The following is a 23,973-nucleotide window of genomic DNA, read 5'->3' on the forward strand; positions in this document are numbered from 1 at the left end:
GAGAGGCGGAACCAGGGACGGACAGGGCTTTTCGATGGCGGACACGGCCGTACGCACCCGTAAACAGGCACCCATGAGAAGCGAACCCCGGCGCGTGGGGCGGCTGCCCAGCGCCGCCGTGCACCACCCCTGGTGGTTCGCGCTCCCCGCGATCGTCGTCTTCGCGGGCTTCTTCCTGGTGCCCAACCTGCTCAACTTCTACTACCCGTTCACCGACTGGTCCTCGTACCACCCGGACATCGCCTTCACCGGCCTCGACAACTTCAAGACCATCGCCGACGACGGCACCCTCGTCCGGGCCATCCGCACGACCCTGCTGTACGCGCTCCTCGCGGCGGTCTTCCAGAACGGCTTCGGCCTGGTGCTGGCCCTGCTGCTGGAGGACGACACCCGCTTCAACCGGTTCTTCCGCGCCGTCTTCTTCCTGCCGGTGCTCATCTCGGCCCTCGCCACCGGCTACGTATTCCAGGCCCTCCTCGACCAGGACGGCGCGGTCAACTCCGTCCTCGGCACGGACGTTCCCTGGCTGGGCTCGACGACCTGGACGCTCGTCGTCGTCACCCTCATCCACGGCTGGAAGTGGATGGGCCTGTCGATGCTGATCTATCTGGCGGGCCTGAAGGGCATCCCCGGCGACATGCTGGAAGCCGCGCGGATGGACGGTGCCGGGCCCTGGCGGACCTTCTGGTCGGTGCGCTGGCCGATGCTCGCGCCGGCCCTCACCTTCAACGTCACCACCGCGCTCATCGGCTCGATGAACACCTTCGACATCGTGCAGGCCACCACGGGCGGCGGGCCCGCCGCCTCCACCGAGGTCTTCAACATCTACATGTTCCGCATCTTCGGACAGGGCCTGTACGCCCAGGCCTCCGCGATGAGCCTGGTCCTCTTCCTGGTGGTGGTCGCCGTCGCGATCCCGCTGGTCATCGGCTTGCGGCGAAGGGAGCAGATGCTATGAGCACGGTGATGTGGCGCTATGGCCGCCCGGCCCTCGTCCTCCTCATCGCCGGGCTTGCCGTCGGCGTCCCCCTGTGGCTCGTCCTCGTCACCTCCGCCAAGCCGCAGGCGGAGGCCATCAAGCCGAACCTGGAACTGCCCGAGCGGTGGCAGCCCGGCGGCAACTACCGGGACGCCGTCGCCCAGGGCGAGATGCTGCGCGGACTGCTCAACTCGCTGCTTGTCGTGGTCCCTTCGGTGGTCCTCGTGCTGATCCTCGGCGCGGGCGCCGCCTGGGTCTTCGCGCGCCGCAAGTCGAGGCTGGTCTCGGCGGCGTACGCGCTGTGCATCAGCGGACTGCTGCTGCCGCCGGCCGTCATCACCATCGTGATGGAGCTGCGGCAGCTGGGTCTGGCGGGCACCCGGCCCGGAATGATCGCCGTGTACACCGGGATGTACCTCTCCACGTCGATCTTCTTCATGACGGGCTTCATCCGCGCCATCCCCATGGAGCTGGAGGAGGCGGCCCGGATCGACGGGGCGAAGCCCTTCCGGATCTTCGCGCGGATCGTCCTGCCACTGCTCCGGCCGGTCATCGCCACCGCCACGATCATGGTGATGCTCTACGCCTGGAGCGACGTCTTCTACGCCTTCTTCGTCCTCGGCGGCGGCGACCGGGCCACTCTCCCGCTCAACCTCTACAAGGTCGCCAGCGCCCAGCTCTACCTCAACAACTGGCATCTCGTCTTCGCGTACGTCGTGGTGATGAGCCTGCCGATGGTCGCCGTCTTCCTCGTCGGCCAGCGAAAGATCGTGTCCGGAATCACCAGTGGAGCCGTCAAATGACCGGAGGTCCAGCAGCGTGAGCCCCCACACCGGTACGAGCACCCCCATGAGATCCCGTACCAGAACCGCCCTGGTCACAGCAGTACTTGGAGTCACCGCCATGGCAGGCACCCTCCCCGCCACCGGATCGTCCGCGGCTGCGGCCGCCGCGCCGCAGCGCCTCTCCGTCGACCTCTCCGCCTCCGAGGGCCCGGTGATGCTCGGCGCCAACGGCGCGCTCTACGGGCTCAGCGACGACGGGGTGCCCAGCGACGCGGCCCTCGCACCGCTGAAGATCACCAGCATCTCGCAGAAGCCGGAGGGCGGCGCCCAGCACCCCAACGGCGACGCGCTCACCGTCTCCAAGTCGTTCTTCCGCAACGGCGGCGGCGAGATCAACGTGATGATGCAGGACATCTACGCCAAGTGGCCCTACGAGGACCTCGGCATCGACGACTACCTCCCCAAGGTCGACAAGATCGTCAAGGAGGTCTCGGCCGACCCGAACCGCGACCGCTTCGTCTACATCCCGTTCAACGAGCCCGACCAGATCTGGTACAAGCTCGACGTCGCCGACCAGGCGCAGTACGAGATCAACCGTGACCGGTTCTTCCGGGACTGGAAGACGGTCTACGAACGCATCCGCGCGATCGACCCCGACGCACGGATCGCCGGCCCCAACGAAGCCGCCTACCACAACCGCCTGTTGAAGGACTTCCTCGCCTTCGCCAAGCGCGAGAACGTCCTGCCCCAGGTGATGACCTGGCACGAACTGGGCTCCGGCTCCCTCAGGGACTTCCAGGCGCACTACGACGACTACCGCGCCCTGGAGCGGGCGGCGGGCATATCCCCGCTGAAGATCAACATCGACGAGTACGCCAACCGCCGCGACCTCTCCGTCCCCGGCCAACTCGTCCAGTGGGTCTCGATGTTCGAGAGGAACAAGGTGTACGCCAACCAGGCGTACTGGGACGCCGCCGGCAACATGGACGGCAACGTCGTCCGCTCCAACATCCCCAACGGCGGCTGGTGGTTCTTCCGCTGGTACGCGGGCCTGACCGGGAACACCGTCAAGGTCACCCCGCCGCAGGCCAACACCATCGACACCCTCCAGGGCCTCGCCTCCTTCGACCCCTCCCGCCGCCAGGCCCAGGTGCTGCTCGGCGGCTCCGCCGCCGACACGGACGTCGTGGTCCAGAAGGTCCCGCGCTCCCTCTTCGGCCGCACCGTCACCGCGACCGTCGCCGAGGCCGCCTGGTCCGGCTACGAGGGCCAGCACGCCGCCCCGCGCGTCCTCTCCCGCGCGAAGGTGAAGGTCGCCGACGACGGCACGGTGACCGTCCCGCTGCGCGGCCCGCACAAGATGTCCGCCTACCGCATCGTCCTCACCCCCGGCGGCACCGGCACCCCGTCCGCCGTCTCCACCCCCTGGACCGCCTCCTACGAGGCCGAGGACGCCGCCATCACCGACGGCAAGGTCTACACCCAGGGCACCGTGAGCAACGCCAACGGCTACGCGGCCTCCGGCACCAGGGACGTCGGCTCCCTCAACCAGGCCGGCAGCAAGGTCGACTTCACGGTGACCGTCCCGAAGGACGGCACATACGACCTGGCGATCCTCTACGGCAACCAGTCCGGGACCCCGGCCACCCAGAAGCTGTCCATCGACGGCGGCGACCCGGTCACGGTGACCTATCCCTCCACCGAGAACTGGACCTACCGCGCCAAGAAGGACGTCAGTGTGGAGCTGCCGGCCGGCACCCACACCCTGACCCTCGCTAAGGGCGACGCGGAGGTCACCCTCGACCGCATCGACCTCACCGCCCGCACCGCCGAGCCCGCCGCCTCGTACGAGGCCACGCTCGCGGACATCAGCGGCAAGCCGTCGTACGACTACTCCTCGTCGGCCGGGGTCGGCACCGGCGCACTCGTGCTGCGCTCCGGCGACAAGGCGGTCTTCGACGTGTACGCCCCGCGCGACGGCTACTACCGTGTGGTGCCCCGGGCGTCCGCACCGGTGAAGCTCGCCCTGCACGGACAGTCGGTGGCGGCGGTGCCCGACCGGCCGCTGCGGCTCTACCTCGTCGCGGGCAACAACCGGATCACCGCCACCGCCAGGAGCGCCTCCGTCCGTTCCCTCGACGTCACCGGCGCCGGTTCGACCACCGGCAGCCTCACCTACGAGGGAGCCTCGGCGACGCTCGCGGGCGGGGCCAAGCTGGTCGACTCGGCGTACGCCTCGGCCGGCTCGTACATCGGCTGGCTCGGCAACAGCGCGGACAGCACCGCAGAGTTCACGGTGAACGCGCCCACCGCCGGCCGCTACGTCCTGGTCGTCCACTACGCCCACAACGACCGCCGCGACAACGGCCACGCCTACAACACCGACATCATGTCCCGTACGGCGGACATCACGGTCGGGGGCGGCGAGCCGCGGAAGGTCACCTTCAAGAACACCTGGAGCTGGGACGACTACTGGACGGTGGGCGTCCCGGTCGACCTGAAGAAGGGCGCCAACAAGGTGACCTTCGGCAACGCGGGCGCGTGGGCGCCGAACATCGACCGGATCGAGGTGGGCCGGGTCGTCGGCTAGGGGACGGAGGCCTCGGCCACCGGTGCGTGCCGGTGGCCGAGGCCTGTCCACTCAGGGCATCAGGTCCGGTCGACCTCGGCCCGCAGCGCGTTGTAGTCGGCGAAGGCCGTGTCGACCTCGGCCCGGGTCAGGCCGTAGCGGGCCAGGTCGTAGTGGTGGGGCCGGCTGCCCTTGGGGCGGGCCACGATCTCGGGGAGCCGGGCGGCGTCGGCGTCGGTCCAGCGGGCGCCGACGGCCTCGTGGAGCTTCGGGGCGCCCGTGGTGGGGTCGGTGCCGAGCCAGGAGTACGGGACGTCCACCAGCGCCTCGCGGGGGATGTCGGCGCGGGCCGCGAGGGCGCGGTCCATGGAGCGGCTCAGCAGTTCGAGCCACTGGGCGCCGAGGACGTGCAGGTCGAGCGGGCTGAGGGTGCCGATCATGCCCTGCTCGACCAGGCTGCAGAACGACGCGACGACGGTCGCCGGGTCACGGTGGGTCCACACGATCGTGGCATCGGGGAAGACGACGCGCAGTGCGTCGAGGTTCCCGAGGTGCATGGGGGACTTGAGCATCCAGCGGCGGCGCGGGCGGCCGTACTGGAGGACCTGGTAGACCTGCTTGAGGTAGCCGTAGTCCGGGACGAAGTCCCGCTCGAAGTGCCAGGTCTGGTAAGCCGGTATGCGGGCCTGGGAGAGGGGCACCAGGGCGTGCGGGAGGATGAAGGTGCACTCCTCCGGGTCCTCGGCGGCCATGTGGTGGATGTGGCGGAAGCGCGGGGCGAGCAGGTTGATGCCGTCGACCCATCGGCGCGCGGACGTGATCGCCTTCCGCCGCGATTCGGGCGAGGTGTAGAGGTCGGGGGCGAGCAGTTCCCACAGCAGGGGGCAGCGGTGCTCGTCCGAGATCGACAGCACACCGTGGGTGAGCGTGGTGGCGGTGCGCGGCAGACCGACCACGAACACCGGCTTCTCGATGGGCTCCCGCTCGATCTCGGGGTGCTCGGCGATCAGCCTGCGGACCCGGGCCCGGTTGGTGAGATGTCTGCGCAGATGGGCCTGGGCGGCCTGCCAGCCGACCGGAGTCAGGTCCGCGTCGCCCGCCCAGTGCCGCAGCAGGAACCGGAACCCGTCGTTGAACTCCTCGTCCCCGTCCCCCTGTCCGGCCTTGGCGACGATCCGCTCGAAGACCTGGTCCGGGTCGCGCCGGGAGCGGAGCGTGGGCCGGAGCAGGAGGTTGGCCAGAGTCAGAGCCGGCGGGGTGGAGGGCACAGGTGTGTCCTTTCCGAGGGATGAGGACGGACGGCACCGCGTCTCGTGAACCGACCGGGGTCCCAGACTAAACGGGGAGTGGTCCCCGGAAAACACCGCCACTCATGCTGTCTCCCCGGCACGGGCGCGGAAGTTCACCGGCAACGCGGACGGCACGCCGAATCCGGCGGTCCCGGTGCCCGACGCGGGCCCCGGGACCGCCAGGTCATGTCCGTACTGCCGGCACGTGCTCCCCCGCCCCGTCGCCGTACCGCCCCCGCAGCTCCGACAGCACACCGGAGACCGCCGCCGTGAGCGGGACCGCCAGGAGCATCCCGAGGATGCCGGCGATGGAGGCGCCCGCCGTGAGGGCCAGCAGGATCGCCGCCGGGTGCATCTGCACGGTCCGGCTGTGGATCATCGGCTGGAGCACGTTCCCCTCGATCAGCTGCACCGCGAAGACGACCCCGACCGCCCACAGCGCCGTCACCAGGCCGCGGTCCGCGAACGCGACGAGGATCGCCACCGCGCCGGACAGGAACGCGCCGAGGTACGGGATGTACGCGCCGACGAACACCAGCGCGCCGAGCCCGACGGCGCCCGGCACCTGAAGGATCAGCAGCCCGACGGCGATCAGGGCACCGTCGATGAAGGCGATGAGCGTCGTCCCCCGCATATAGCCCTCGATGGCCCGGAACGCGCGCCGGGCCATCACCTCCAGGGTGTCACCGGTGCCGCGCGGAGCGAACGAGTGCAGGGACGCGACCGCCTTGTCGGAGTCCCGCAGGAAGAAGAACATCAGCAGCATCGCCAGGACGGCCATCGCGACGAACTCACTGACCGCGCTGACCCCGCTGAGCACCCCGGAGGCCGCGGTGCCGCCGAACTTCGACAGCAGCTCCCTCGCGTTCTTCGCGAGGTCGTCCAGCGACGTCCCCGCCGGCCCGAACTCGTCACTGAGCGACTTCGCGGCGTCCCGGAGCGACGAGATGATCTGGTCACCGGTGTCGATCAGCGCGGCCACCACGATGTAGGCGGCCCCGCCCATCACCACGAGCACGGCCGCACAGGTCAGCCCGGCGGCAAGGGACTTGTTGAACCTCATCGCCACCAGCCGCCGATACAGCGGGCCGAGCAGCGCCGTACCGAGCAGTGCGATCAGCACCGGCGTGACCGCCGTCTGGAACGTCACACAGATCCACACACCCACGGCCACGACACCGGTCACCAGCAGCGTGAGCGCGCTCCAGCCGGCGATGTGCCGCGCGGGCCCCGGCAGGAAGCCACGCGGGACGCCCCCCTCCGGCGGGGCGGCAGACCTGGGCACGTCGTGGTACGCGCCGGTGGTGCGTATCGTCGTACGCGTCCGGTGGATGGGTCTGCGGATGGGCCCGCCCCGACGGCCCGGCCGTCCCCCGCGTGCGCCACGAGGGTCTCCCGTACGGCTGTTCATCCTCGGTCATCTCCACTCGCTCAGCGGCTGTGCACACCCCTGAGGATCTTGGGATGGCCGCGCCACAGCGTAGACCCGGCCGGCCGACGGCGATCGGGCCGGTCCGCCGGAACGCCAGCGCTGAACCTCCCGACGACCGAGGTGGCCCCCCAACCACCCTCCACCTGGCGGCAAGGGCAGTCGTGCCGATGGAGCGATGGGGGGAGCGTGGGAGCAGGGCGGCGACTCGTAACCGCCGAGCCGCGGAACCCACCCGGCCCATCCCCGGCACCTACTCGGCGATCGGCAAGGCCGCCTCATCCCGCAGGAACACCGGGATCCGATCCAACGGGGCGTCCACAGTCACGGACGCACCGCCCTCATACGTCTCCCCGGTCCACGCGTCCGTCCACCGCGCCCCCGCCGGCAGATACGTCGTCCACGTCGTCACCCCCGCCTCCAGCACCGGCGCCACCAGCACATCCCGCCCGAACAGATACGCGTCGTCGACCGACCAGGCCCGTTCGTCCTCGGAAAACTCAAGGAACAGCGGCCGCATCACCGGCAGCCCCTCCTCATGGGCCTCCCGCATCACCCGCAGCACATACGGCTTCAACCGCTCCCGCAGCCGCAGGTACCGCTCCAGGATCGCCCCGGCCTCCTCCCCGTACGACCACACCTCGTTGGGCCCACCGGTCATGGCCGGCCCCAGCGGCATGCCGGGCTCACGGAAGCCGTGCAGCCGCATCAGCGGTGAGAACGCGCCGAACTGGAACCAGCGCACCATCACCTCGCGGTACGCCGGATCATCCGGGTTCCCGCCGTGGAAGCCGCCGATGTCGGTGTTCCACCAGGGGATGCCGGACAGTGCCGTGTTCAGTCCCGCCACGATCTGCTGACGCAGCGTCGTGAAGTCGGTGCCGATGTCACCGGACCACAGCGCGGCCCCCCACCGCTGACTGCCCGCCCACGCCGACCGGTTGAGGGAGACGATCTCCTCCTCCCCGGCCGCCCTCAGCCCTTCGTAGAACGTGCGCGCGCTCTCGGCCGGGTAGATGTTGCCGACCTCCAGGCCGGGGCCCGCCCAGTAGCGCAGGTTCTCCTGGAAGCCCGGCTTGATCTCCGGCTCGCAGGCGTCCAGCCAGAACGCCTTGATGCCGTACGGCTCCAGGTAGTTCTCCTTCACCCGCGACCACACGAACTCGCGCGCCTCCGGGTTCGTCGCGTCGTAGAAGGCCACCTGGACCGTCGACGCGACCCCCTTGTCCGGCCAGTCGGCGTGCGCCATCGGCCCGTACTGGGTGCCGATGAAGTAGCCGCGCTGCTCCATCACAGGGTGGTTCTCGCTCAGCGGCGAGACCGACGGCCACACGGACACCACCAGCTTGATGCCCAGCTCGTCCAACTCCCGGACCATGGCCGCCGGGTCGGGCCACTCGTCCAGGTCGAACTTCCACTCGCCGAGGTGCGTCCAGTGGAAGAAGTCGCACACGATGACGTCGATCGGCAGGCCCCGTCGCTTGTACTCCCGGGCCACGGCGAGCAGTTCGTCCTGCGTCCGGTAGCGCAGCTTGCACTGCCAGAAACCGGCCGCCCACTCCGGCAGCATCGGCGTACGGCCCGTCGCCGCGCTGTAGCGGCGCTGCGCGTCGGCCGGGTCGCCCGCGGTGATCCAGTAGTCGATCTGCCGGGCCGAGTCCGCGACCCAGCGGGTGCCGTTGCCGGCCAGCTCGACACGGCCGATCGCCGGGTTGTTCCACAGCAGGGTGTAGCCGCGGCTGGAAGTGAGCACCGGGATGCCCACCTCGGCATTGCGCTGGACCAGGTCGAGCACGAGCCCCTTCTGGTCGAGCCGCCCGTGCTGGTGCTGCCCGAGGCCGTACAGCTTCTCGTCGTCGTACGCGGCGAAGCGCTGCTCCAGGCGGTGGTAGCCGTTGCCGACGGCGGTGTAGAGCCGCGAGCCGGGCCACCAGAAATGGGCGCGGGCCTCTGACAGCAGCTCGCTCCCGTCGGCCGTGCGGCAGTAGCGGATCAGGCCCTCCGCGTTCACCTCGACGGTGAGCGCGCCGACGGTCAGCCGCCCCAGCCCGTCCTCGATCTTGACGCTGCTCTCGGTGGACTCCGGCTCGTCGAGCAGGGCACCCGGCAGCCCGTGGAGGACCGGTCCGCCTAGGCGGGCGCGGACCCGGACCGCGTCCGGGCCCCAGGGCTCGATCCGCAGGGTCTCCTGGCGTCCGCTCCACTCCAGGGCGCCGTCCCGCTCACGGAACGTGCCGACGGTGGGGGAAGACTGGGCGAGGCTGACCGCGCCCGTCGGGGTCTGGTTCTCGGCAGGCAGATTCACGAGACGGCTCCTGGAAACGAGGAGTGGCGGCACACCCGGCTCGGCTCCGGTGGCCGGGCGGTGGGGGAGGAGAGGAGGAGGGGAGGAGGGGAGGAGGGGAGAGCCGCACGGAGGCTTCCGCACGGCGGCTTGCGTACGGGGGGTTCGCGCACGCGGTCTGCATACGGGGTTTGCGTAGGCGGACCCCGTACGACGGCTTGCGTACGCCGGTTCGCGTACGACGTGGGCTCAGCCCGTGGCGGACAGCGGACCCGTGCTCGCGCGGACCGTCAACTCGGGGGCGAGCAGCACCACTTCGTCGGTGTCCCGCCCCTCCAGTTTGGCGATCAGCTGCTCCACGGCCCGCCGGCCCATCTCCTGGGCCGGGATGGCGACAGAGGTCAGCCGCACCGAGGCCTGCACGGCGACCTGGTCCGGGCAGACCGCGATCACCGAGACGTCCTCGGGCACCGCGCGGCCCTGCTGCCGCAGCAGCGCGAGCAGCGGCTCCACCGCGGACTCGTTCTGCACGACGAACCCCGTGGTGCCCGGCCGTTCGTCGAAGATCCTGGCCAGGGTCGCGGCCATCGCGTCATAGCCGCCCTCGCAGGGGCGGTGCAGCACACGCAGGCCCAACTCCCTCGCCTTGGAGCGAAGTCCGTCGAGGGTACGCTCGGCGAACCCGGTGTGCCGTTCGTACACCGCGGGCGCCTCGCCGATGACGGCGATGTCGCGGTGGCCGAGCATCGCCAGATGCTCCACACACAGCGCGCCGGTCGCCCCGAAGTCGAGGTCGACACAGGTCAGGCCGCTGGTGTCGGCCGGCAGACCGATGAGCACCGACGGCTGGTCGGTGCCGCGCAGCAGCGGCAGCCGCTCGTCGTCGAGCTCCACGTCCATCAGGATCATGGCGTCGGCGAGCCCGCTGCCCGTGACACGGCGTACCGCGTCGGGGCCCTCCTCGCCGGTGAGCAGCAGCACGTCGTAGCCGTAGGTGCGCGCCGTGGTGGCCACCGCTATGGCGATCTCCATCATCACCGGGACGTACATGTCGGTGCGGAGCGGGACCATGAGGGCGACGATGTTCGACCTGCTGCTCGCCAGGGCGCGGGCCCCCGCGTTCGGGTGGTAGCCGAGCTCCTGGATGCTCCGCTCGACCCGCTGCCGGGTGCCGGCGGAGATGGACCGCTTGCCGCTGAGGACATAGCTCACCGTGCTCGCCGAGACTCCGGCGTGCTGGGCGACCTCGGCGAGGGTGACCATCCAGCTCTCCAAGCGTGTTTAAGCGCTTCGACTGCGCGTGTTTCTGAACAGGGCGAGTGAGGGTGGCTCGACAGTAGCTCGGCGGTGGAGTGGGTGTCCATAGGTTGTCGAAGCGCTTCGATAATTCGTCGATCGCCGAGGGAGGTGGAGTGGGGGTGTCGTGGGCCGGGGACGGGTGGTGCGGGCTGGTCGCGCAGTTCCCCACGCCCCTGGGGTGGGCTGGTGCGGGCCTCTGGTGCGAGGCCCTCTGTCCTCAGCTTAGGACCGGACGGCCACCTGTCGCGGTGTCCGCCGCGGGCCGAGAGGGGGCGCGCGTCGGCCGAACGGCACGCGAGGGGTGGCGGGGACATCCCGGATCGGGTACCAACGATCGGGTAGCACCCATCGGTAACCATCCAGGGACAAGATCCCGATTCGCGGCGAGGTGAGCCTCATGTCCGCACCACCCCTCAAGAAGCCCGTCGTCACCGAGCGTGAGGCCCGCCAGGTGGCGGAGGCCGCCCGGGAGCAGGACTGGCGCAAGCCCAGCTTCGCCAAGGAACTGTTCCTGGGCCGGTTCCGCCTCGACCTCATCCACCCCCACCCGCTCCCCACCGACGAGGCCGTCCGGCGCGGTGAGCAGTTCCTGACCAAGCTCCGCGACTTCTGCGAGACCAAGGTCGACGGCGCCCTGATCGAGCGCGAGGCCCGCATCCCCGACGAGGTGATCAACGGGCTCAAGGAGCTCGGCGCCCTCGGCATGAAGATCGACCCCAAGTACGGCGGTCTCGGCCTCACCCAGGTGTACTACAACAAGGCGCTCGCCCTGGTCGGCTCGGCCAGCCCCGCCATCGGCGTCCTGCTCTCGGCGCACCAGTCGATCGGCGTACCCCAGCCGCTGAAGTTGTTCGGCACCCCCGAGCAGAAGCAGAAGTTCCTGCCGCGCTGCGCCCGCACCGACATCAGCGCGTTCCTCCTCACCGAGCCCGACGTCGGTTCCGACCCGGCCCGGCTGGCCACGTCGGCGGTCCCCGACGGCGACGACTACGTCCTCGACGGCGTGAAGCTGTGGACGACCAACGGCGTGGTCGCCGACCTGCTCGTGGTCATGGCGCGGGTGCCGAAGTCCGACGGGCACAAGGGCGGTATCACCGCCTTCGTCGTGGAGGCCGACTCGCCCGGTGTCACCGTCGAGAACCGCAACGCCTTCATGGGCCTGCGCGGCATCGAGAACGGCGTGACCCGCTTCCACCAGGTCCGGGTCCCCGCCGCGAACCGCATCGGCCCCGAGGGCGCCGGCCTGAAGATCGCCCTGACCACGCTCAACACCGGCCGTCTGTCCCTGCCCGCGTCCTGCGTGGCCGCCGGAAAGTGGTGCCTGAAGATCGCCCGGGAGTGGTCGGCGGCCCGTGAGCAGTGGGGCAAGCCGGTCGCCCACCACGAGGCGGTCGGGCAGAAGATCTCCTTCATCGCGGCGACGACCTTCGCCCTGGAAGCGGTCCTGGACCTCTCCTCCCAGATGGCCGACGAGGACCGCAACGACATCCGCATCGAGGGCGCCCTGGCCAAGCTCTTCGCCTCCGAGATGGGCTGGCGCATCGCCGACGAACTGGTCCAGATCCGCGGTGGCCGCGGCTTCGAGACCGCCGACTCCCTGCGGGCACGCGGCGAACGGGCCGTCCCCGCCGAGCAGGTCCTGCGCGATTTGCGCATCAACCGGATCTTCGAGGGCTCCACGGAGATCATGCACCTGCTGATCGCCCGCGAGGCCGTGGACGCCCACCTCTCCGTGGCCGGTGACCTCATCGACCCGGAGAAGTCCCTGTCCGACAAGGCCAGGGCGGGCGCCAACGCGGGCGTCTTCTACGCCAAGTGGCTGCCCAAGCTGGTCGCCGGCACGGGTCAACTCCCGCGCGCGTACGGCGACTTCCACCCGGCGGGCCATCCGGATCTCTCTGCCCACCTGCGCTATGTCGAGCGCAACGCCCGCAAGCTCGCCCGCTCCACCTTCTACGCCATGTCCCGCTGGCAGGGCCGTATGGAGACCAAGCAGGGCTTCCTGGGCCGGATCGTCGACATCGGCGCCGAGCTCTTCGCGATGAGCGCGGCCGTCGTACGCGCCGAACTCCTGCGCACCACCGAGGGCCACGGCCGCGAGGCCTACCAGCTCGCCGACGTCTTCTGCCGGCAGTCCCGCATCCGCGTCGAGGAACTCTTCGGCCGCCTGTGGACCAACACCGACGACCTCGACCGCAAGGTGGTCAAGGGCGTCCTCGGCGGCGCCTACGAATGGCTGGAGCAGGGCGTGATCGACCCCTCGGGCGAGGGCCCGTGGATCGCGGACGCGACCCCGGGCGAGAGTGAGAAGGAGAACGTCCACCGCCCCATCCGCTGATGTCAGGCCTCCTCGCGCCTCCCTGGAGACCGGCCCGCAGGGCCATCTCCAGGGGCGCGGGGAACTGCGCGACCAGCCCCCACGGCGCCGCACCCGCCCGACGACAGAGCGCGGCACCCCGGAAGGCGACCGGCTAGCAGTACTTGTCGCTGGCGTCCCGAGTCGTCCAGGAACAGGAATCCACCTTCGAACCGCCCGCCTTCGACAGCGTCGCCGTGTCGCTCGTGTTGTTCCACACATAGGCCTTGCGGTTCTGGTACTTGGTCGTGCTCGTGTCCTTGCCCGACCCCGTGAGGACCTTCATGGTCTTCTTCGCCCCGATCGACACGTTCAGGAACGTGTACTTGTGGTTCTGGGGGTCCTTCAGCACCCAGCCCTTCAGCGAGACCGCCTTCGAGCCCGTGTTCTTGATCTGCACCCACTCGCCGTTGAGGCTCGCGTTGGACCGCGTGTCCTTGCCCGGGCTGTCGAAGTACACGCGGTAGATGATCACCCCGCCCGCGGCCTCGGCCGGGCTGCTCAGCAGCGTGCCGGTCAGGGCGACGGCTCCGGCGAGCGCGGGCAGGGCAGCGCGTATGCGCTTGTGCATGGATTCCCCCAGGGTCCTCGTTCACGACCGCCGTCATCCACCGAGACGACGATCGACTGATCCGACAATCGGATCAACAGGCCAGAAGTCATATCACCCCGTCTTCACGCGTGCTTCACAAACGGAGAAATGGCCTCGTCAACCACAGACGGCACGAAGCGGGTCATCAGGGGGACGCGCGGTCCTGCCGGACACCGGATGCGGCCACAATGGGGGGATGAGCGACAGTCCAGCCCCTCTCGCCGATCCGCATCTCGTCTTCGACCCGGTCGACGGTGTACGCGACGTGGTGATCCTCGGATCGACCGGCTCGATCGGCACCCAGGCCATCGACCTCGTCCTGCGCAACCCGGACCGCTTCCGCGTCACCGGACTCTCCGCCGCCGGAGGGCGGGTGGAGCTGCTGGCCGAGCAGGCGCGCCGCCTGCGCGTGCGGACCGTCGCCGTCGCCCGGGAGGACGCCGTACCGGCCCTGCGCGAGGCCCTGACCACGGCGTACGGCGCCGGGGAGCCGCTGCCCGAGATCCTCGCGGGACCGGACGCGGCCACCCACCTCGCCGGCTCCGACTGCCACACCGTGCTCAACGGCATCACCGGCTCTATCGGCCTCGCCCCGACCCTCGCCGCCCTGGAGGCGGGCCGCACCCTCGCGCTCGCCAACAAGGAGTCGCTCATCGTCGGCGGCCCGCTGGTGAAGGCCGTGGCCAAGCCGGGCCAGATCATCCCGGTCGACTCCGAGCACGCCGCCCTCTTCCAGGCCCTCGCCTCCGGCACCCGCGCCGACGTGCGCAAGCTCGTCGTCACCGCCTCGGGCGGCCCCTTCCGCGGCCGTACGAAGGCGGAACTGGCCGACGTGACACCCGCCGACGCCCTCGCACACCCCACCTGGGCCATGGGACCGGTCATCACGATCAACTCCGCGACCCTGGTCAACAAGGGCCTGGAAGTCATCGAGGCGCACCTGCTCTACGACATTCCCTTCGATCGCATTGAGGTCGTGGTGCACCCCCAGTCGTATGTCCACTCGATGGTTGAGTTCACGGACGGATCGACGATGGCCCAGGCGACGCCTCCCGACATGCGCGGGCCCATCGCCATCGGCCTCGGCTGGCCGCAGCGCGTCCCCGACGCCGCGCCCGCCTTCGACTGGACCAAGGCGTCCACCTGGGAGTTCTTCCCCCTCGACAACGACGCGTTCCCGTCGGTCGCACTCGCCCGGCACGTGGGGGAGCTCGCGGGCACCGCCCCGGCGGTGTTCAATGCCGCCAACGAGGAGTGCGTCGACGCGTTCCTGCACGGCGGTCTGCGGTTCGACGCGATCATGGAAACCGTCACGCGGGTCGTCGAGGAGCACGGCACCCCCGCGGCGGGAACTTCCCTGACCGTGGCGGACGTCCTCGAAGCGGAGACCTGGGCGCGCGCCCGGGCCCGTGAACTGACCACCTCGACCGGCAAACCCACCGAGCGGACGACCGCGGAGGCCCGTGCATGACGACCCTGATGTTCATCCTCGGCATAGTCGTCTTCGTGATCGGCCTGGCGTTCTCGATCGCCTGGCACGAGCTGGGCCACTTCTCGACCGCCAAGCTCTTCGGCGTCCGCGTGCCCCAGTTCATGGTGGGCTTCGGCCCGACCCTCTGGTCGAAGAAGAAGGGCGAGACCGAGTACGGCGTCAAGGCGATCCCGCTCGGCGGCTACATCCGCATGATCGGCATGATCCCGCCCGGCGAGGACGGCCGGATCGAGAGCCGCTCGACCTCCCCGTGGCGCGTGATGATCGAGGACGCCCGCGCGGCCTCCTTCGAGGAGCTCAAGCCCGGCGACGAGAACCGCCTCTTCTACACGCGCAAGCCCTGGAAGCGCGTCATCGTCATGTTCGCCGGACCCTTCATGAACCTGGTCCTGGCCGTCGTGATCTTCGTCGGTGTGATGATGACCTTCGGCGCCCAGGCGCAGACCACCACGGTCAGCAAGGTCTCGGACTGCGTCATCTCCGCCGGCGAGAACCGCTCGAAGTGCAAGGACGGCGACAAGCAGGCCCCCGCCAAGGCGGCCGGCCTGCAGCCCGGCGACAAGATCGTCGCGTTCAACGGCACCCCCGTCGAGGACTGGTCCGCCCTCCAGTCCGACATCCGCGCCAACCCCGGCAAGGAAGTCACCGTCACCGTCGAGCGCAAGGGCGAGAAGCTGGACCTCACCACCACCCTCGTCAGGAACCAGGTCAGCAGGACCGACGGCGAGGGCGGCTACGTCGAGGGCAAGTACGACTACGCGGGCTGGTTCGGCTTCACGCCCGCCACCGCCATCGTCCCGCTCTCCTTCGCCGACTCCGTCGACCGCATGGGCGACATGATGGAGAACGGCGTCGAGTCCCTGCTCGCCCTGCCCTCCAAGGTCCCCGCCCTGTGGGACGCCACCTTCGGCGACGGCGAGCGCGAGGCCGACTCCCCCATGGGCGTGGTCGGCGCGGCCCGCGTCGGCGGCGAGATCTTCACCATGGACATCCCCGCCACGCAGCAGCTCGCCAGCTTCCTCATCCTGCTCGCCGGCTTCAACCTCTCCCTCTTCCTGTTCAACATGCTCCCGCTCCTCCCGCTCGACGGCGGGCACATCGCGGGCGCCCTGTGGGAGTCGGTCCGCCGGAACGCGGCCAAGGTGCTGCGCCGCCCCGACCCCGGCCCGTTCGACGTGGCGAAGCTGATGCCCGTCGCGTACGTGGTCGCCGGAATCTTCGTCTGCTTCACGCTCCTGGTGCTGATCGCGGACCTGGTGAACCCGGTGCGCATCTCCTAGTCACCCGTAGTTCACGGCGGCCGGGCACACTCGCGGAGTGGAGCCCGGCCGCCGTCGTACGCGCGCGATCGCTCACCGGTGCCCGACCCCCTCGGCGAGTCTCCCCAACCGGTGGGTTCACGGACGACGGGGGTCCCCCACCGAGCGCATTCGAAGTGGGGGGAGTGCTCGGGCCCATGCCCGTGCCGTAATCTCGAAGCCTGGAGCCCGCCTGTTCCGGGACCCGATCCTGATCCACAACTTGGGGTTGCACAGCAGATGACTGCGATTTCTCTCGGCATGCCGTCCGTTCCGACCAAGCTCGCCGAGCGCCGCAAGAGCCGGCAGATCCAGGTCGGGTCCGTGGCGGTCGGCGGAGACGCACCGGTGTCGGTCCAGTCGATGACCACCACGCGTACGTCGGACATCGGCGCCACGCTGCAGCAGATCGCCGAGCTCACGGCCTCCGGCTGCCAGATCGTTCGCGTCGCCTGCCCGACCCAGGACGACGCCGACGCCCTCGCCACCATCGCCCGCAAGTCGCAGATCCCGGTCATCGCCGACATCCACTTCCAGCCGAAGTACGTCTTCGCCGCCATCGAGGCGGGCTGCGCGGCCGTCCGCGTCAACCCCGGCAACATCAAGCAGTTCGACGACAAGGTCAAGGAGATCGCCAAGGCGGCGAGCGACCACGGCACCCCGATCCGCATCGGTGTCAACGCCGGCTCCCTCGACCGCCGCCTCCTCCAGAAGTACGGCAAGGCCACCCCCGAGGCCCTGGTCGAGTCGGCCCTCTGGGAGGCCTCCCTCTTCGAGGAGCACGGCTTCCGGGACATCAAGATCTCGGTCAAGCACAACGACCCGGTCGTCATGGTCAACGCCTACCGCCAGCTCGCCGCCCAGTGCGACTACCCCCTCCACCTCGGCGTCACCGAGGCCGGCCCCGCCTTCCAGGGCACCATCAAGTCGGCGGTGGCCTTCGGCGCGCTCCTCTCCGAGGGCATCGGCGACACGATCCGCGTCTCCCTCTCGGCCCCGCCGGTCGAGGAGATCAAGGTCGGTAACCAGATCCTGGAGTCGCTGAACCTGAAGCCGCGCCGCCTCGAAATCGTCTCCTGCCCCTCCTGCGGCCGCGCCCAGGTCGACGTCTACAAGCTCGCCGAAGAGGTCACCGCCGGCCTCACCGGCATGGAGGTCCCCCTCCGCGTGGCCGTCATGGGCTGCGTCGTCAACGGCCCCGGCGAGGCACGCGAGGCCGACCTCGGCGTCGCCTCCGGCAACGGCAAGGGCCAGATCTTCGTCAAGGGCGAGGTCATCAAGACCGTCCCCGAGTCCAAGATCGTCGAGACCCTCATCGAGGAGGCGATGAAGATCGCCGAACAGATGGAGGCGGACGGCATCGCCTCCGGCGAACCGACGGTGGCGGTAGCGGGCTGAGCCCGGCGTCCTGGAGTGGGGCCGCAGGCCCTCCGTCCAGGGGCGCGGGGCTGTATCGGTGTGCGGCTCCGCCGCGTGGGCGCGACAAGCCACGACGCACCCGCACCCGCCGAAGCACAGGAGCCCCCGAGCTGCCAGGCGCCCCGGCCCCGGCGCAGCCGCAGGGCGCCCCGCCACAGCCCGGCAGGGTATCGTGCGGAGACCAGCGCAGACCCCAGGGTGAGGCCCCCGCACGTGTTGACCCAGACCACCACCAGGGTCCTCGAACCGAGTGACCTGGACGCCGCACTCGCCGTCCTGGACCGAGACCCCGTCGCGAACGCCTTCGTGACCTCCCGCGTCCAGGTCGCCGGCCTGGACCCGTGGCGCCTCGGCGGCGAGATGTGGGGCTGGTACGAGGACGGCGCCCTGACCTCCCTCTGCTACGCCGGCGCCAACCTCGTCCCCATCTGCGCCACCCCCCGCGCCGTCCGCGCCTTCGCCGACCGCGCCCGCCGGGCCGGCCGCCGCTGCTCCTCGGTCGTCGGCCCCGCCGAACCCACCGCCCAGCTCTGGCGCCTCCTCGAACCCAGCTGGGGCCCGGCCCGCGAGGTCCGCTCCCACCAGCCCCTCATGGTCACCGACCGGCTGCCCGACCCCACCGAGGTCGCCCCGGACCCGTACGTCCGCCGCATCCGCAAGGACGAGATGGACGCGATCATGCCGGCGTGCGTCGCGATGTTCACCGAGGAGGTCGGCGTCTCCCCGCTGGCCGGCGACGGCGGCCTCCTCTACCAGGCCCGCGTCGCCGAACTCGTGGGCTCCGGCCGCTCCTTCGCCCGCCTCGACCGCGAGGGCCGCGTCGTCTTCAAGGCCGAGATCGGCGCCGCGACCCCGCAGGCCTGCCAGATCCAGGGCGTCTGGGTGGCCCCCGAATACCGGGGCCAGGGCCTGGCCGCCCCCGGCATGGCCGCCGTCCTCCGCTACGCACTGGCCGACGTGGCCCCCTTGGCCAGCCTCTACGTCAACGACTTCAACACCGCTGCCAGGCGCACGTACCACAGGGTGGGCTTCCAAGAGGTGGGCGCCTTCATGAGCGTGCTGTTCTGAGACACCGCGGCCTGTAAGGGCGCGGGGCCGTATCGATATGCGGCTCCGCCGCGTGGGTGCGACCAGCCACATACGACCCGCACCCCGCGGACACCGTGAACCCCCCTGTAGAGTCCGCGACATGGACCTCGTCATCGGCGCCTTGGACCTCTCCGCCCACGTGGACGAGGCCCTGGCCGTCCAAGCCGTAGCCTTCGGCCTGGGCCCCGACGAGGTGGCCGTACGCCGCCAGATCGTCCTCCGCCACATGACCTACCCGGGGGCCAGGGCCCTCGGCGCCACAGCCGAAGGCCGCCTCGTGGGTTTCGTGTACGGCATGCCCAACGACCGCACCCACTGGTGGTCGACCGTCGTGGAGCCCTACCTCCGCGCCCTCGGCCACGACCACTGGCTGGACGACTCCTTCGTGATCACCGAACTCCACGTCCACCCCCGGCACCAGAACCGGGGCATCGGCCGCGCCCTCATCACCACGATCACCGACAGCGCCACCGAACCCCGCTCGATCCTCTCCGCGATCGACGTCGACAGCCCGGCCCGCGGCCTCTACCGCTCCCTCGGCTACACGGACCTGGCCCGCCAGGTCGTCTTCCCCAGCGCCCCCAGGCCGTACGCGGTGATGGGTGCCCACCTTCCCCTGCGCCGCAGGTAGCCGCCGTACCGCCCACCGTCGCCTCCGCCGGATTTCCACGGGCCCCCGCCCCCCGGCTAACCTCCTGCCATCACCCGATCCGCAGCAGGAGTACGAGAATCATGGCGAACGCACCGGTCCAGCGCATGTCCCAGTTGATGGCCAAGACGCTGCGCGACGACCCGGCGGACGCCGAGGTGCTCAGCCACAAGCTCCTCGTCCGCGCCGGTTACGTCCGCCGCACGGCGGCCGGCGTGTGGACCTGGCTGCCGCTCGGCAAGAAGGTCCTCGCCAACGTGGAGCGCATCGTCCGCGAGGAGATGGACGCGATCGGCGCCCAGGAGGTGCTGCTCCCCGCCCTGCTGCCGAAGGAGCCGTACGAGGCGACCGGCCGCTGGGACGAGTACGGCCCCGAGCTGTTCCGCCTCAAGGACCGCAAGGGCGGCGACTACCTCCTCGGCCCCACCCACGAGGAGATCTTCACGCTGATCGTGAAGGACCAGGCGTCCTCCTACAAGGACCTGCCGGTCATCCTCTACCAGATCCAGACCAAGTTCCGTGACGAGGCCCGCCCCCGCGCCGGCATCCTGCGCGGCCGTGAGTTCCTGATGAAGGACTCGTACTCCTTCGACACCGAGGACGAGGGCCTCGCCCAGTCCTACGCCCTGCACCGCCAGGCCTACCAGAAGGTGTTCGAGCGCCTGGGCCTCGACTACCGCATCTGCGCGGCCACGGCGGGCGCGATGGGCGGTTCGAAGTCGGAGGAGTTCCTCGCCCCGGCCGGCGCCGGCGAGGACACCTTCGCGGACTGCCCGAACTGCGACTTCGCGGCCAACACCGAGGCGATCACCTTCGCGTTGAAGCCGGTCGACGCCGCCGGCGTGCCCGCGCTCGAAGAGATCCCCACCCCCGACACCCCGACCATCGAGACCCTCGCCGCCCACCTCGGCGTCCCGGCCTCGGCCACCCTGAAGAACCTCCTCGTGAAGGTCGACGGCGAGATCGTCGCCGTCGGCGTCCCCGGTGACCGCGAGGTCGACATGGGCAAGGTCGAGGCGCACTTCGCCCCGGCGGTCGTCGAGATGGTCACCGAGGCCGACTTCGCGGGCCGCCCCGACCTGGTCCGCGGCTACGTCGGCCCGCAGGGCCTGGGCGAGAAGGTCACGTACATCGCCGACCCGCGTGTGGCCCCCGGCACCTCCTGGATCACCGGCGCCAACAAGGACGCCACCCACGCCAAGAACGTCGTCGCCGGCCGTGACTTCCAGGTCGGCGAGTACGTCGACGTCGTGGTCGTCCAGGAGGGCGACCCCTGCCCGAACTGCGGCACCGGCCTCAGGCTCGACCGCGCCATCGAGATCGGCCACATCTTCCAGCTCGGCCGCAAGTACGCCGACGCCCTCAAGCTCGACGTCCTCGGCCAGAACGGCAAGCCCGTCCGCGTCACCATGGGCTCGTACGGCATCGGCGTCTCCCGCGCGGTCGCGGCCCTCGCCGAGCAGTCCGCCGACGACAAGGGCCTGTGCTGGCCCGCCGAGGTCGCCCCGGCCGACGTCCACGTCGTCGCGGCGGGCAAGGCCCTCCAGACCGAACTGGCCCTCGACGTCTCCGAGAAGCTGAGGGCGGCCGGTCTGCGCGTCCTGGTCGACGACCGCGCCGGTGTCTCCCCGGGCGTGAAGTTCACCGACTCCGAACTGATCGGCGTACCCAAGATCCTGGTCGCCGGCCGCCGCTCCGCCGAGGGCGTCCTGGAGCTGAAGGACCGCCGCACCGGTGAGCGCGAGGAGCTGACGGTCGACGAGGCGATCGCCCGCCTGACCGTCGCCTAGCGAGAGGAAACCCTCAGAATGTTCTCCCGGGGCGTATAGGCGCCTCACAGGTTTCTCTCAGACCGTTCCCCGACCGTAGGGCGTAACAGGACGTCACTACGGAGGGGAACGGTCATGGAGACCAGGGAAAGAAGGGAACGAGGCGCCGTCGCGGGAATCCGCAGAGGCGCCCGGCGGACGGCGGCCACGGCGGCGGCGGTGACGCTCGCGGCGGCGGCCGGCATGTTCGCGCTGATCGGCACGATGCAGGCGGACGCGGAGACCACCGCGAGCGGCAGCGGCACGACGTCGACGTCGTCGAGCACGAACGGTGACACCGGCAGCAGCACGGCCACGTCCTCGGGCTCCACCTCTTCGGAGTCTTCCTCTTCGGACTCGACCTCCTCCGACTCCTCCTCGAAGTCCTCCTCTTCAAACTCCACCTCCTCCGACTCCTCCTCGGACCTCCAGTCCTCCTCCGACGGCATGAGCTCGTCCACGGACGACGCGGCCGACTCGACCTCGGGGGCGTCGTGATGACCGTGTCGACGACCTCCCGCCCCACGGCCGCCTCGGACTGGCGGGCCCTCGGTACCAGCGTCCGCCTGGTCACCACGGACCCGGCCCTGCTCGACTCCTGCGATCTGCTCCTGGCCCGGCAGCCGGCCGAGGTCGACGCCGCGTGCAGCCCGCTTCCGCGCGGACTCGGAGCTGTCGGCGCCGGACGCGGCCGAAGGCCGGCCGGTGAAGGTCAGCCCGCTCCTGGCCGAGGCCCTGGCGGTGGCCCTGCGCGCCGCCCGCGCCACGGACGGCGCGGTGGACCCGACGGTCGGCTCGGCGATGGAGGCGCTCGGCTACGACCGGGATTTCACCCTGGTCCAGGAGGACGACCGCCCGGTGCGGCTCGCGGTGAAGCGGGTGCCGGGCTGGAGCCTGGTCGAGCTGGACCGCGCCACGAACACCGTGGCCCTGCCGCCCGGCGTCAGCCTGGACCTGGGTGCCACGGCCAAGGCGTGGGCGGCCGACAAGGCGGCGCACACGCTGGCCCGGGCGGCCGACTGCGGCATCCTGGTCAGCCTCGGCGGCGACACGGCCGTCGCGGGTGAACCCCCGGCCGGCGGCTGGCGCATCCGCGTCCAGGACGAGACGGGCCCCGTCGGCGACCTCCCGGCCCACGGCTCCTACGCCACGGTCGGCATCCGCACGGCGGCCTCGCCACCTCCGGCACCGCCGCCCGCCGCTGGCGCCGTGGCGACCACCACCTCCACCACATCGTCGACCCCCGCACGGGTCGGTCCGCCACCACCCCTTGGCGCACCGTCTCGGTCGCCGCCGCCACCTGCGCCGACGCCAACGCGGCCGGCACGGCGGCCCTGGTGAAGGGCGAGAGCGCGGTCCGCTGGCTGTCGCGGCTGGCCCTGCCGGCGAGGCTGATCACGCACGACGGCACGGTGGTCACGACACAGGGCTGGCCTGATTCAGCCCGTCCGGCGTTTGAGGTCTACATGTCACCCCGGCTCCTCGCCCCCGGCGGCACCCCCGCCGGCCGGATACCGAGAGCGGCTGTCAAGCGCGCGAAGCGGGCGGCGGCCGACTGCCCGGTCCTGGCTCTGAAGTTGAACGCCGGGGACGGGCAGCGCCGAGCTTCTTAGGGGCGCGGGGAACTGCGCGACCAGCCACGACCCACCGTCACTGTCCGAACGCTCCCAGTCGAATCAGCTCGTCATCCGATTCGGTCAGAGCCACCCGGCGAACTCCAGCAACAACTCCGCATCCCGAGGTCGGCCCACCCGCCGAGCCCGGACCCCGGACTCCACGGCCCGGAACAGCGTCCACCCCCGCAGCCGCTCCTGATCCACGTCCAACGACTCGGCCAGCTTCTTCACCCGCCGCCGAGTGATCGCCGCTCCCGACGGCGACGCGATCAGATCCTCCACCCGATCCCGCACCAGCCGAGCCAGATCGAACGCACACTCACCCACCACCGGATCCGGCCCCACCGCCAGCCACGGCAGCCGCTCCCCGGCCAGCACCTTGCTCTGCCGGAACGTCCCGTGCAGCAACCGCTCCTCGGGCGCGGAACCCAGCAGCTCCGCACGAACCCCGAGAGCCGCGTCGACCAGCCCCCGGACCTCGGAGTCCTCATCGGCGCCTGCCCGGAGGGCCTCCGCCTGCCGCCCCGTCCGCTCGGCCACCGTCTCGAAGACATGCGCCTCGGGCGGCTCCACCCACAGCCGCCGCAACGTCGCCGCCGCCTCCAGCAGCGCCTTCGCCTCGGGCAGCGACCGCACCGACAGATCGGGATGCAGCCGCTCCAGCAGCAGCACACCGTGACGGTCACCGGGGTTGAGCAACTGCACCGCGCCCCGCCCGTCCCAGTGCGCGAGCGCCGCCCGCTCACTCTCCGGCCGGGCCCGCTCGGGCGCCAGCTTGAGCACGGCCGGGGTGCCGTCGATCTGCCGTACGAGGAGCACCAGACTGCTGCGGCCTCCGGGGGCCTGCACCCGCTCCACGGTCAACTCGCGTAGATCCACGGCCTGTTGGACAAGGCTGGGCAGTGTTTCCAGCCATGCGCCGACCCCGTCACCACCGTCCGGCCGCCGTGCCTCGGCGAGCGCTCGCACAAGCCGCTGCGGCGGTTCGAAGTCCTCGAAAGCCATGCGAGCCATGTGCGA

The 23,973-nt window shown here is 70.6% G+C and carries 18 protein-coding genes and 1 pseudogene; 12 read left to right on the forward strand and 7 right to left on the reverse strand.

All coding sequences use genetic code 11. The annotated features are described in order from the left end of the window. Positions 1 to 34 precede the first annotated feature (34 nt). From ACWD26_RS28975 to ACWD26_RS28985, 3 genes are all read left to right on the forward strand, one after another. Positions 35 to 958: a carbohydrate ABC transporter permease gene (locus ACWD26_RS28975; RefSeq protein ID WP_451274883.1), complete on the forward strand. Its 924-nt coding sequence runs from the start codon at positions 35 to 37 to the stop codon at positions 956 to 958. After that, entirely contained in the window at positions 955 to 1,782 is an 828-nt protein-coding gene (locus tag ACWD26_RS28980; RefSeq protein ID WP_451274884.1) for a carbohydrate ABC transporter permease, read from the forward strand. The genes ACWD26_RS28975 and ACWD26_RS28980 overlap by 4 nt, the downstream gene beginning before the upstream one ends. 100 nt (positions 1,783 to 1,882) lie before the next feature. Beyond that, on the forward strand, positions 1,883 to 4,354 hold the full coding sequence (locus ACWD26_RS28985) for a CBM35 domain-containing protein (protein WP_451274885.1): 2,472 nt from the start codon (positions 1,883 to 1,885) through the stop codon (positions 4,352 to 4,354). A gap of 59 nt (positions 4,355 to 4,413) precedes the next feature. Here ACWD26_RS28985 and ACWD26_RS28990 read toward each other — a convergent pair whose 3' ends face one another. The 4 genes from ACWD26_RS28990 to ACWD26_RS29005 all read right to left on the reverse strand — a co-directional run bounded on the left by ACWD26_RS28990 (position 4,414) and on the right by ACWD26_RS29005 (position 10,598). Then, complete coding sequence (locus ACWD26_RS28990) at positions 4,414 to 5,601, reverse strand: sulfotransferase family protein (RefSeq protein ID WP_451274886.1); 1,188 nt, start codon at positions 5,599 to 5,601, stop codon at positions 4,414 to 4,416. Positions 5,602 to 5,806: 205 nt separating this feature from the next. After that, positions 5,807 to 6,907 carry an AI-2E family transporter gene (locus ACWD26_RS28995; protein ID WP_451274887.1) on the reverse strand — a complete coding sequence of 367 codons (1,101 nt, stop codon included), beginning with the start codon at positions 6,905 to 6,907 and terminating at the stop codon, positions 5,807 to 5,809. Between the two features lie 397 nt (positions 6,908 to 7,304). Beyond that, the gene (locus tag ACWD26_RS29000; RefSeq protein ID WP_451274888.1) at positions 7,305 to 9,356 is read right to left on the reverse strand and encodes a glycoside hydrolase family 31 protein; all 2,052 of its coding nucleotides are present in this window, start codon (positions 9,354 to 9,356) and stop codon (positions 7,305 to 7,307) included. Between the two features lie 228 nt (positions 9,357 to 9,584). Next, the gene (locus tag ACWD26_RS29005) at positions 9,585 to 10,598 is read right to left on the reverse strand and encodes a LacI family DNA-binding transcriptional regulator (protein ID WP_451274889.1); all 1,014 of its coding nucleotides are present in this window, start codon (positions 10,596 to 10,598) and stop codon (positions 9,585 to 9,587) included. A gap of 433 nt (positions 10,599 to 11,031) precedes the next feature. On the opposite strand from ACWD26_RS29005, the gene ACWD26_RS29010 reads away from it, so the two are divergent. After that, positions 11,032 to 12,972 carry an acyl-CoA dehydrogenase family protein gene (locus ACWD26_RS29010; protein ID WP_451274890.1) on the forward strand — a complete coding sequence of 647 codons (1,941 nt, stop codon included), beginning with the start codon at positions 11,032 to 11,034 and terminating at the stop codon, positions 12,970 to 12,972. 133 nt (positions 12,973 to 13,105) lie between these two features. Here the strand turns inward: ACWD26_RS29010 and ACWD26_RS29015 are convergent, their stop codons facing one another. Further along, complete coding sequence (locus ACWD26_RS29015) at positions 13,106 to 13,561, reverse strand: lamin tail domain-containing protein (RefSeq protein WP_451274891.1); 456 nt, start codon at positions 13,559 to 13,561, stop codon at positions 13,106 to 13,108. Between the two features lie 217 nt (positions 13,562 to 13,778). On the opposite strand from ACWD26_RS29015, the gene dxr reads away from it, so the two are divergent. The 6 genes from dxr (at position 13,779) to ACWD26_RS29045 (ending at position 21,319) form a co-directional block, all read left to right on the forward strand. After that, entirely contained in the window at positions 13,779 to 15,053 is a 1,275-nt protein-coding gene (gene dxr / locus ACWD26_RS29020) for a 1-deoxy-D-xylulose-5-phosphate reductoisomerase (protein ID WP_451274892.1), read from the forward strand. Then, positions 15,050 to 16,354, forward strand: coding sequence for a M50 family metallopeptidase (locus ACWD26_RS29025; RefSeq protein ID WP_451274893.1), 1,305 nt, complete (start codon positions 15,050 to 15,052; stop codon positions 16,352 to 16,354). The genes dxr and ACWD26_RS29025 overlap by 4 nt, the downstream gene beginning before the upstream one ends. A gap of 258 nt (positions 16,355 to 16,612) precedes the next feature. After that, positions 16,613 to 17,770, forward strand: a complete 1,158-nt coding sequence (ispG, locus tag ACWD26_RS29030; protein ID WP_451274894.1) for a flavodoxin-dependent (E)-4-hydroxy-3-methylbut-2-enyl-diphosphate synthase — start codon at positions 16,613 to 16,615, stop codon at positions 17,768 to 17,770. A gap of 234 nt (positions 17,771 to 18,004) precedes the next feature. Then, entirely contained in the window at positions 18,005 to 18,859 is an 855-nt protein-coding gene (locus ACWD26_RS29035) for a GNAT family N-acetyltransferase (RefSeq protein ID WP_451274895.1), read from the forward strand. A gap of 121 nt (positions 18,860 to 18,980) precedes the next feature. Beyond that, positions 18,981 to 19,511: a GNAT family N-acetyltransferase gene (locus ACWD26_RS29040; RefSeq protein ID WP_451274896.1), complete on the forward strand. Its 531-nt coding sequence runs from the start codon at positions 18,981 to 18,983 to the stop codon at positions 19,509 to 19,511. Between the two features lie 101 nt (positions 19,512 to 19,612). Beyond that, positions 19,613 to 21,319: a proline--tRNA ligase gene (locus ACWD26_RS29045; RefSeq protein WP_451274897.1), complete on the forward strand. Its 1,707-nt coding sequence runs from the start codon at positions 19,613 to 19,615 to the stop codon at positions 21,317 to 21,319. A gap of 44 nt (positions 21,320 to 21,363) precedes the next feature. Here ACWD26_RS29045 and ACWD26_RS29050 read toward each other — a convergent pair whose 3' ends face one another. Continuing rightward, positions 21,364 to 21,786, reverse strand: a complete 423-nt coding sequence (locus ACWD26_RS29050) for a hypothetical protein (protein ID WP_451274898.1) — start codon at positions 21,784 to 21,786, stop codon at positions 21,364 to 21,366. 256 nt (positions 21,787 to 22,042) lie between these two features. Between ACWD26_RS29050 and ACWD26_RS29055 the strand changes: the two are divergent. Both ACWD26_RS29055 and ACWD26_RS29060 read left to right on the forward strand, forming a co-directional pair. Beyond that, positions 22,043 to 22,414, forward strand: a pseudogene (locus ACWD26_RS29055) (FAD:protein FMN transferase); the annotation flags it as partial. 5 nt (positions 22,415 to 22,419) lie between these two features. After that, the gene (locus ACWD26_RS29060) at positions 22,420 to 22,950 is read left to right on the forward strand and encodes an FAD:protein FMN transferase (protein ID WP_451274909.1); all 531 of its coding nucleotides are present in this window, start codon (positions 22,420 to 22,422) and stop codon (positions 22,948 to 22,950) included. 84 nt (positions 22,951 to 23,034) lie between these two features. On the opposite strand, the gene ACWD26_RS29065 is transcribed toward ACWD26_RS29060, so the two are convergent. Then, positions 23,035 to 23,967, reverse strand: a complete 933-nt coding sequence (locus tag ACWD26_RS29065) for an aminoglycoside phosphotransferase family protein (protein WP_451274899.1) — start codon at positions 23,965 to 23,967, stop codon at positions 23,035 to 23,037. Between the last annotated feature and the right edge of the window lie 6 nt (positions 23,968 to 23,973).

It is taken from the genome of Streptomyces sp. NPDC002787 (genome assembly GCF_053592095.1).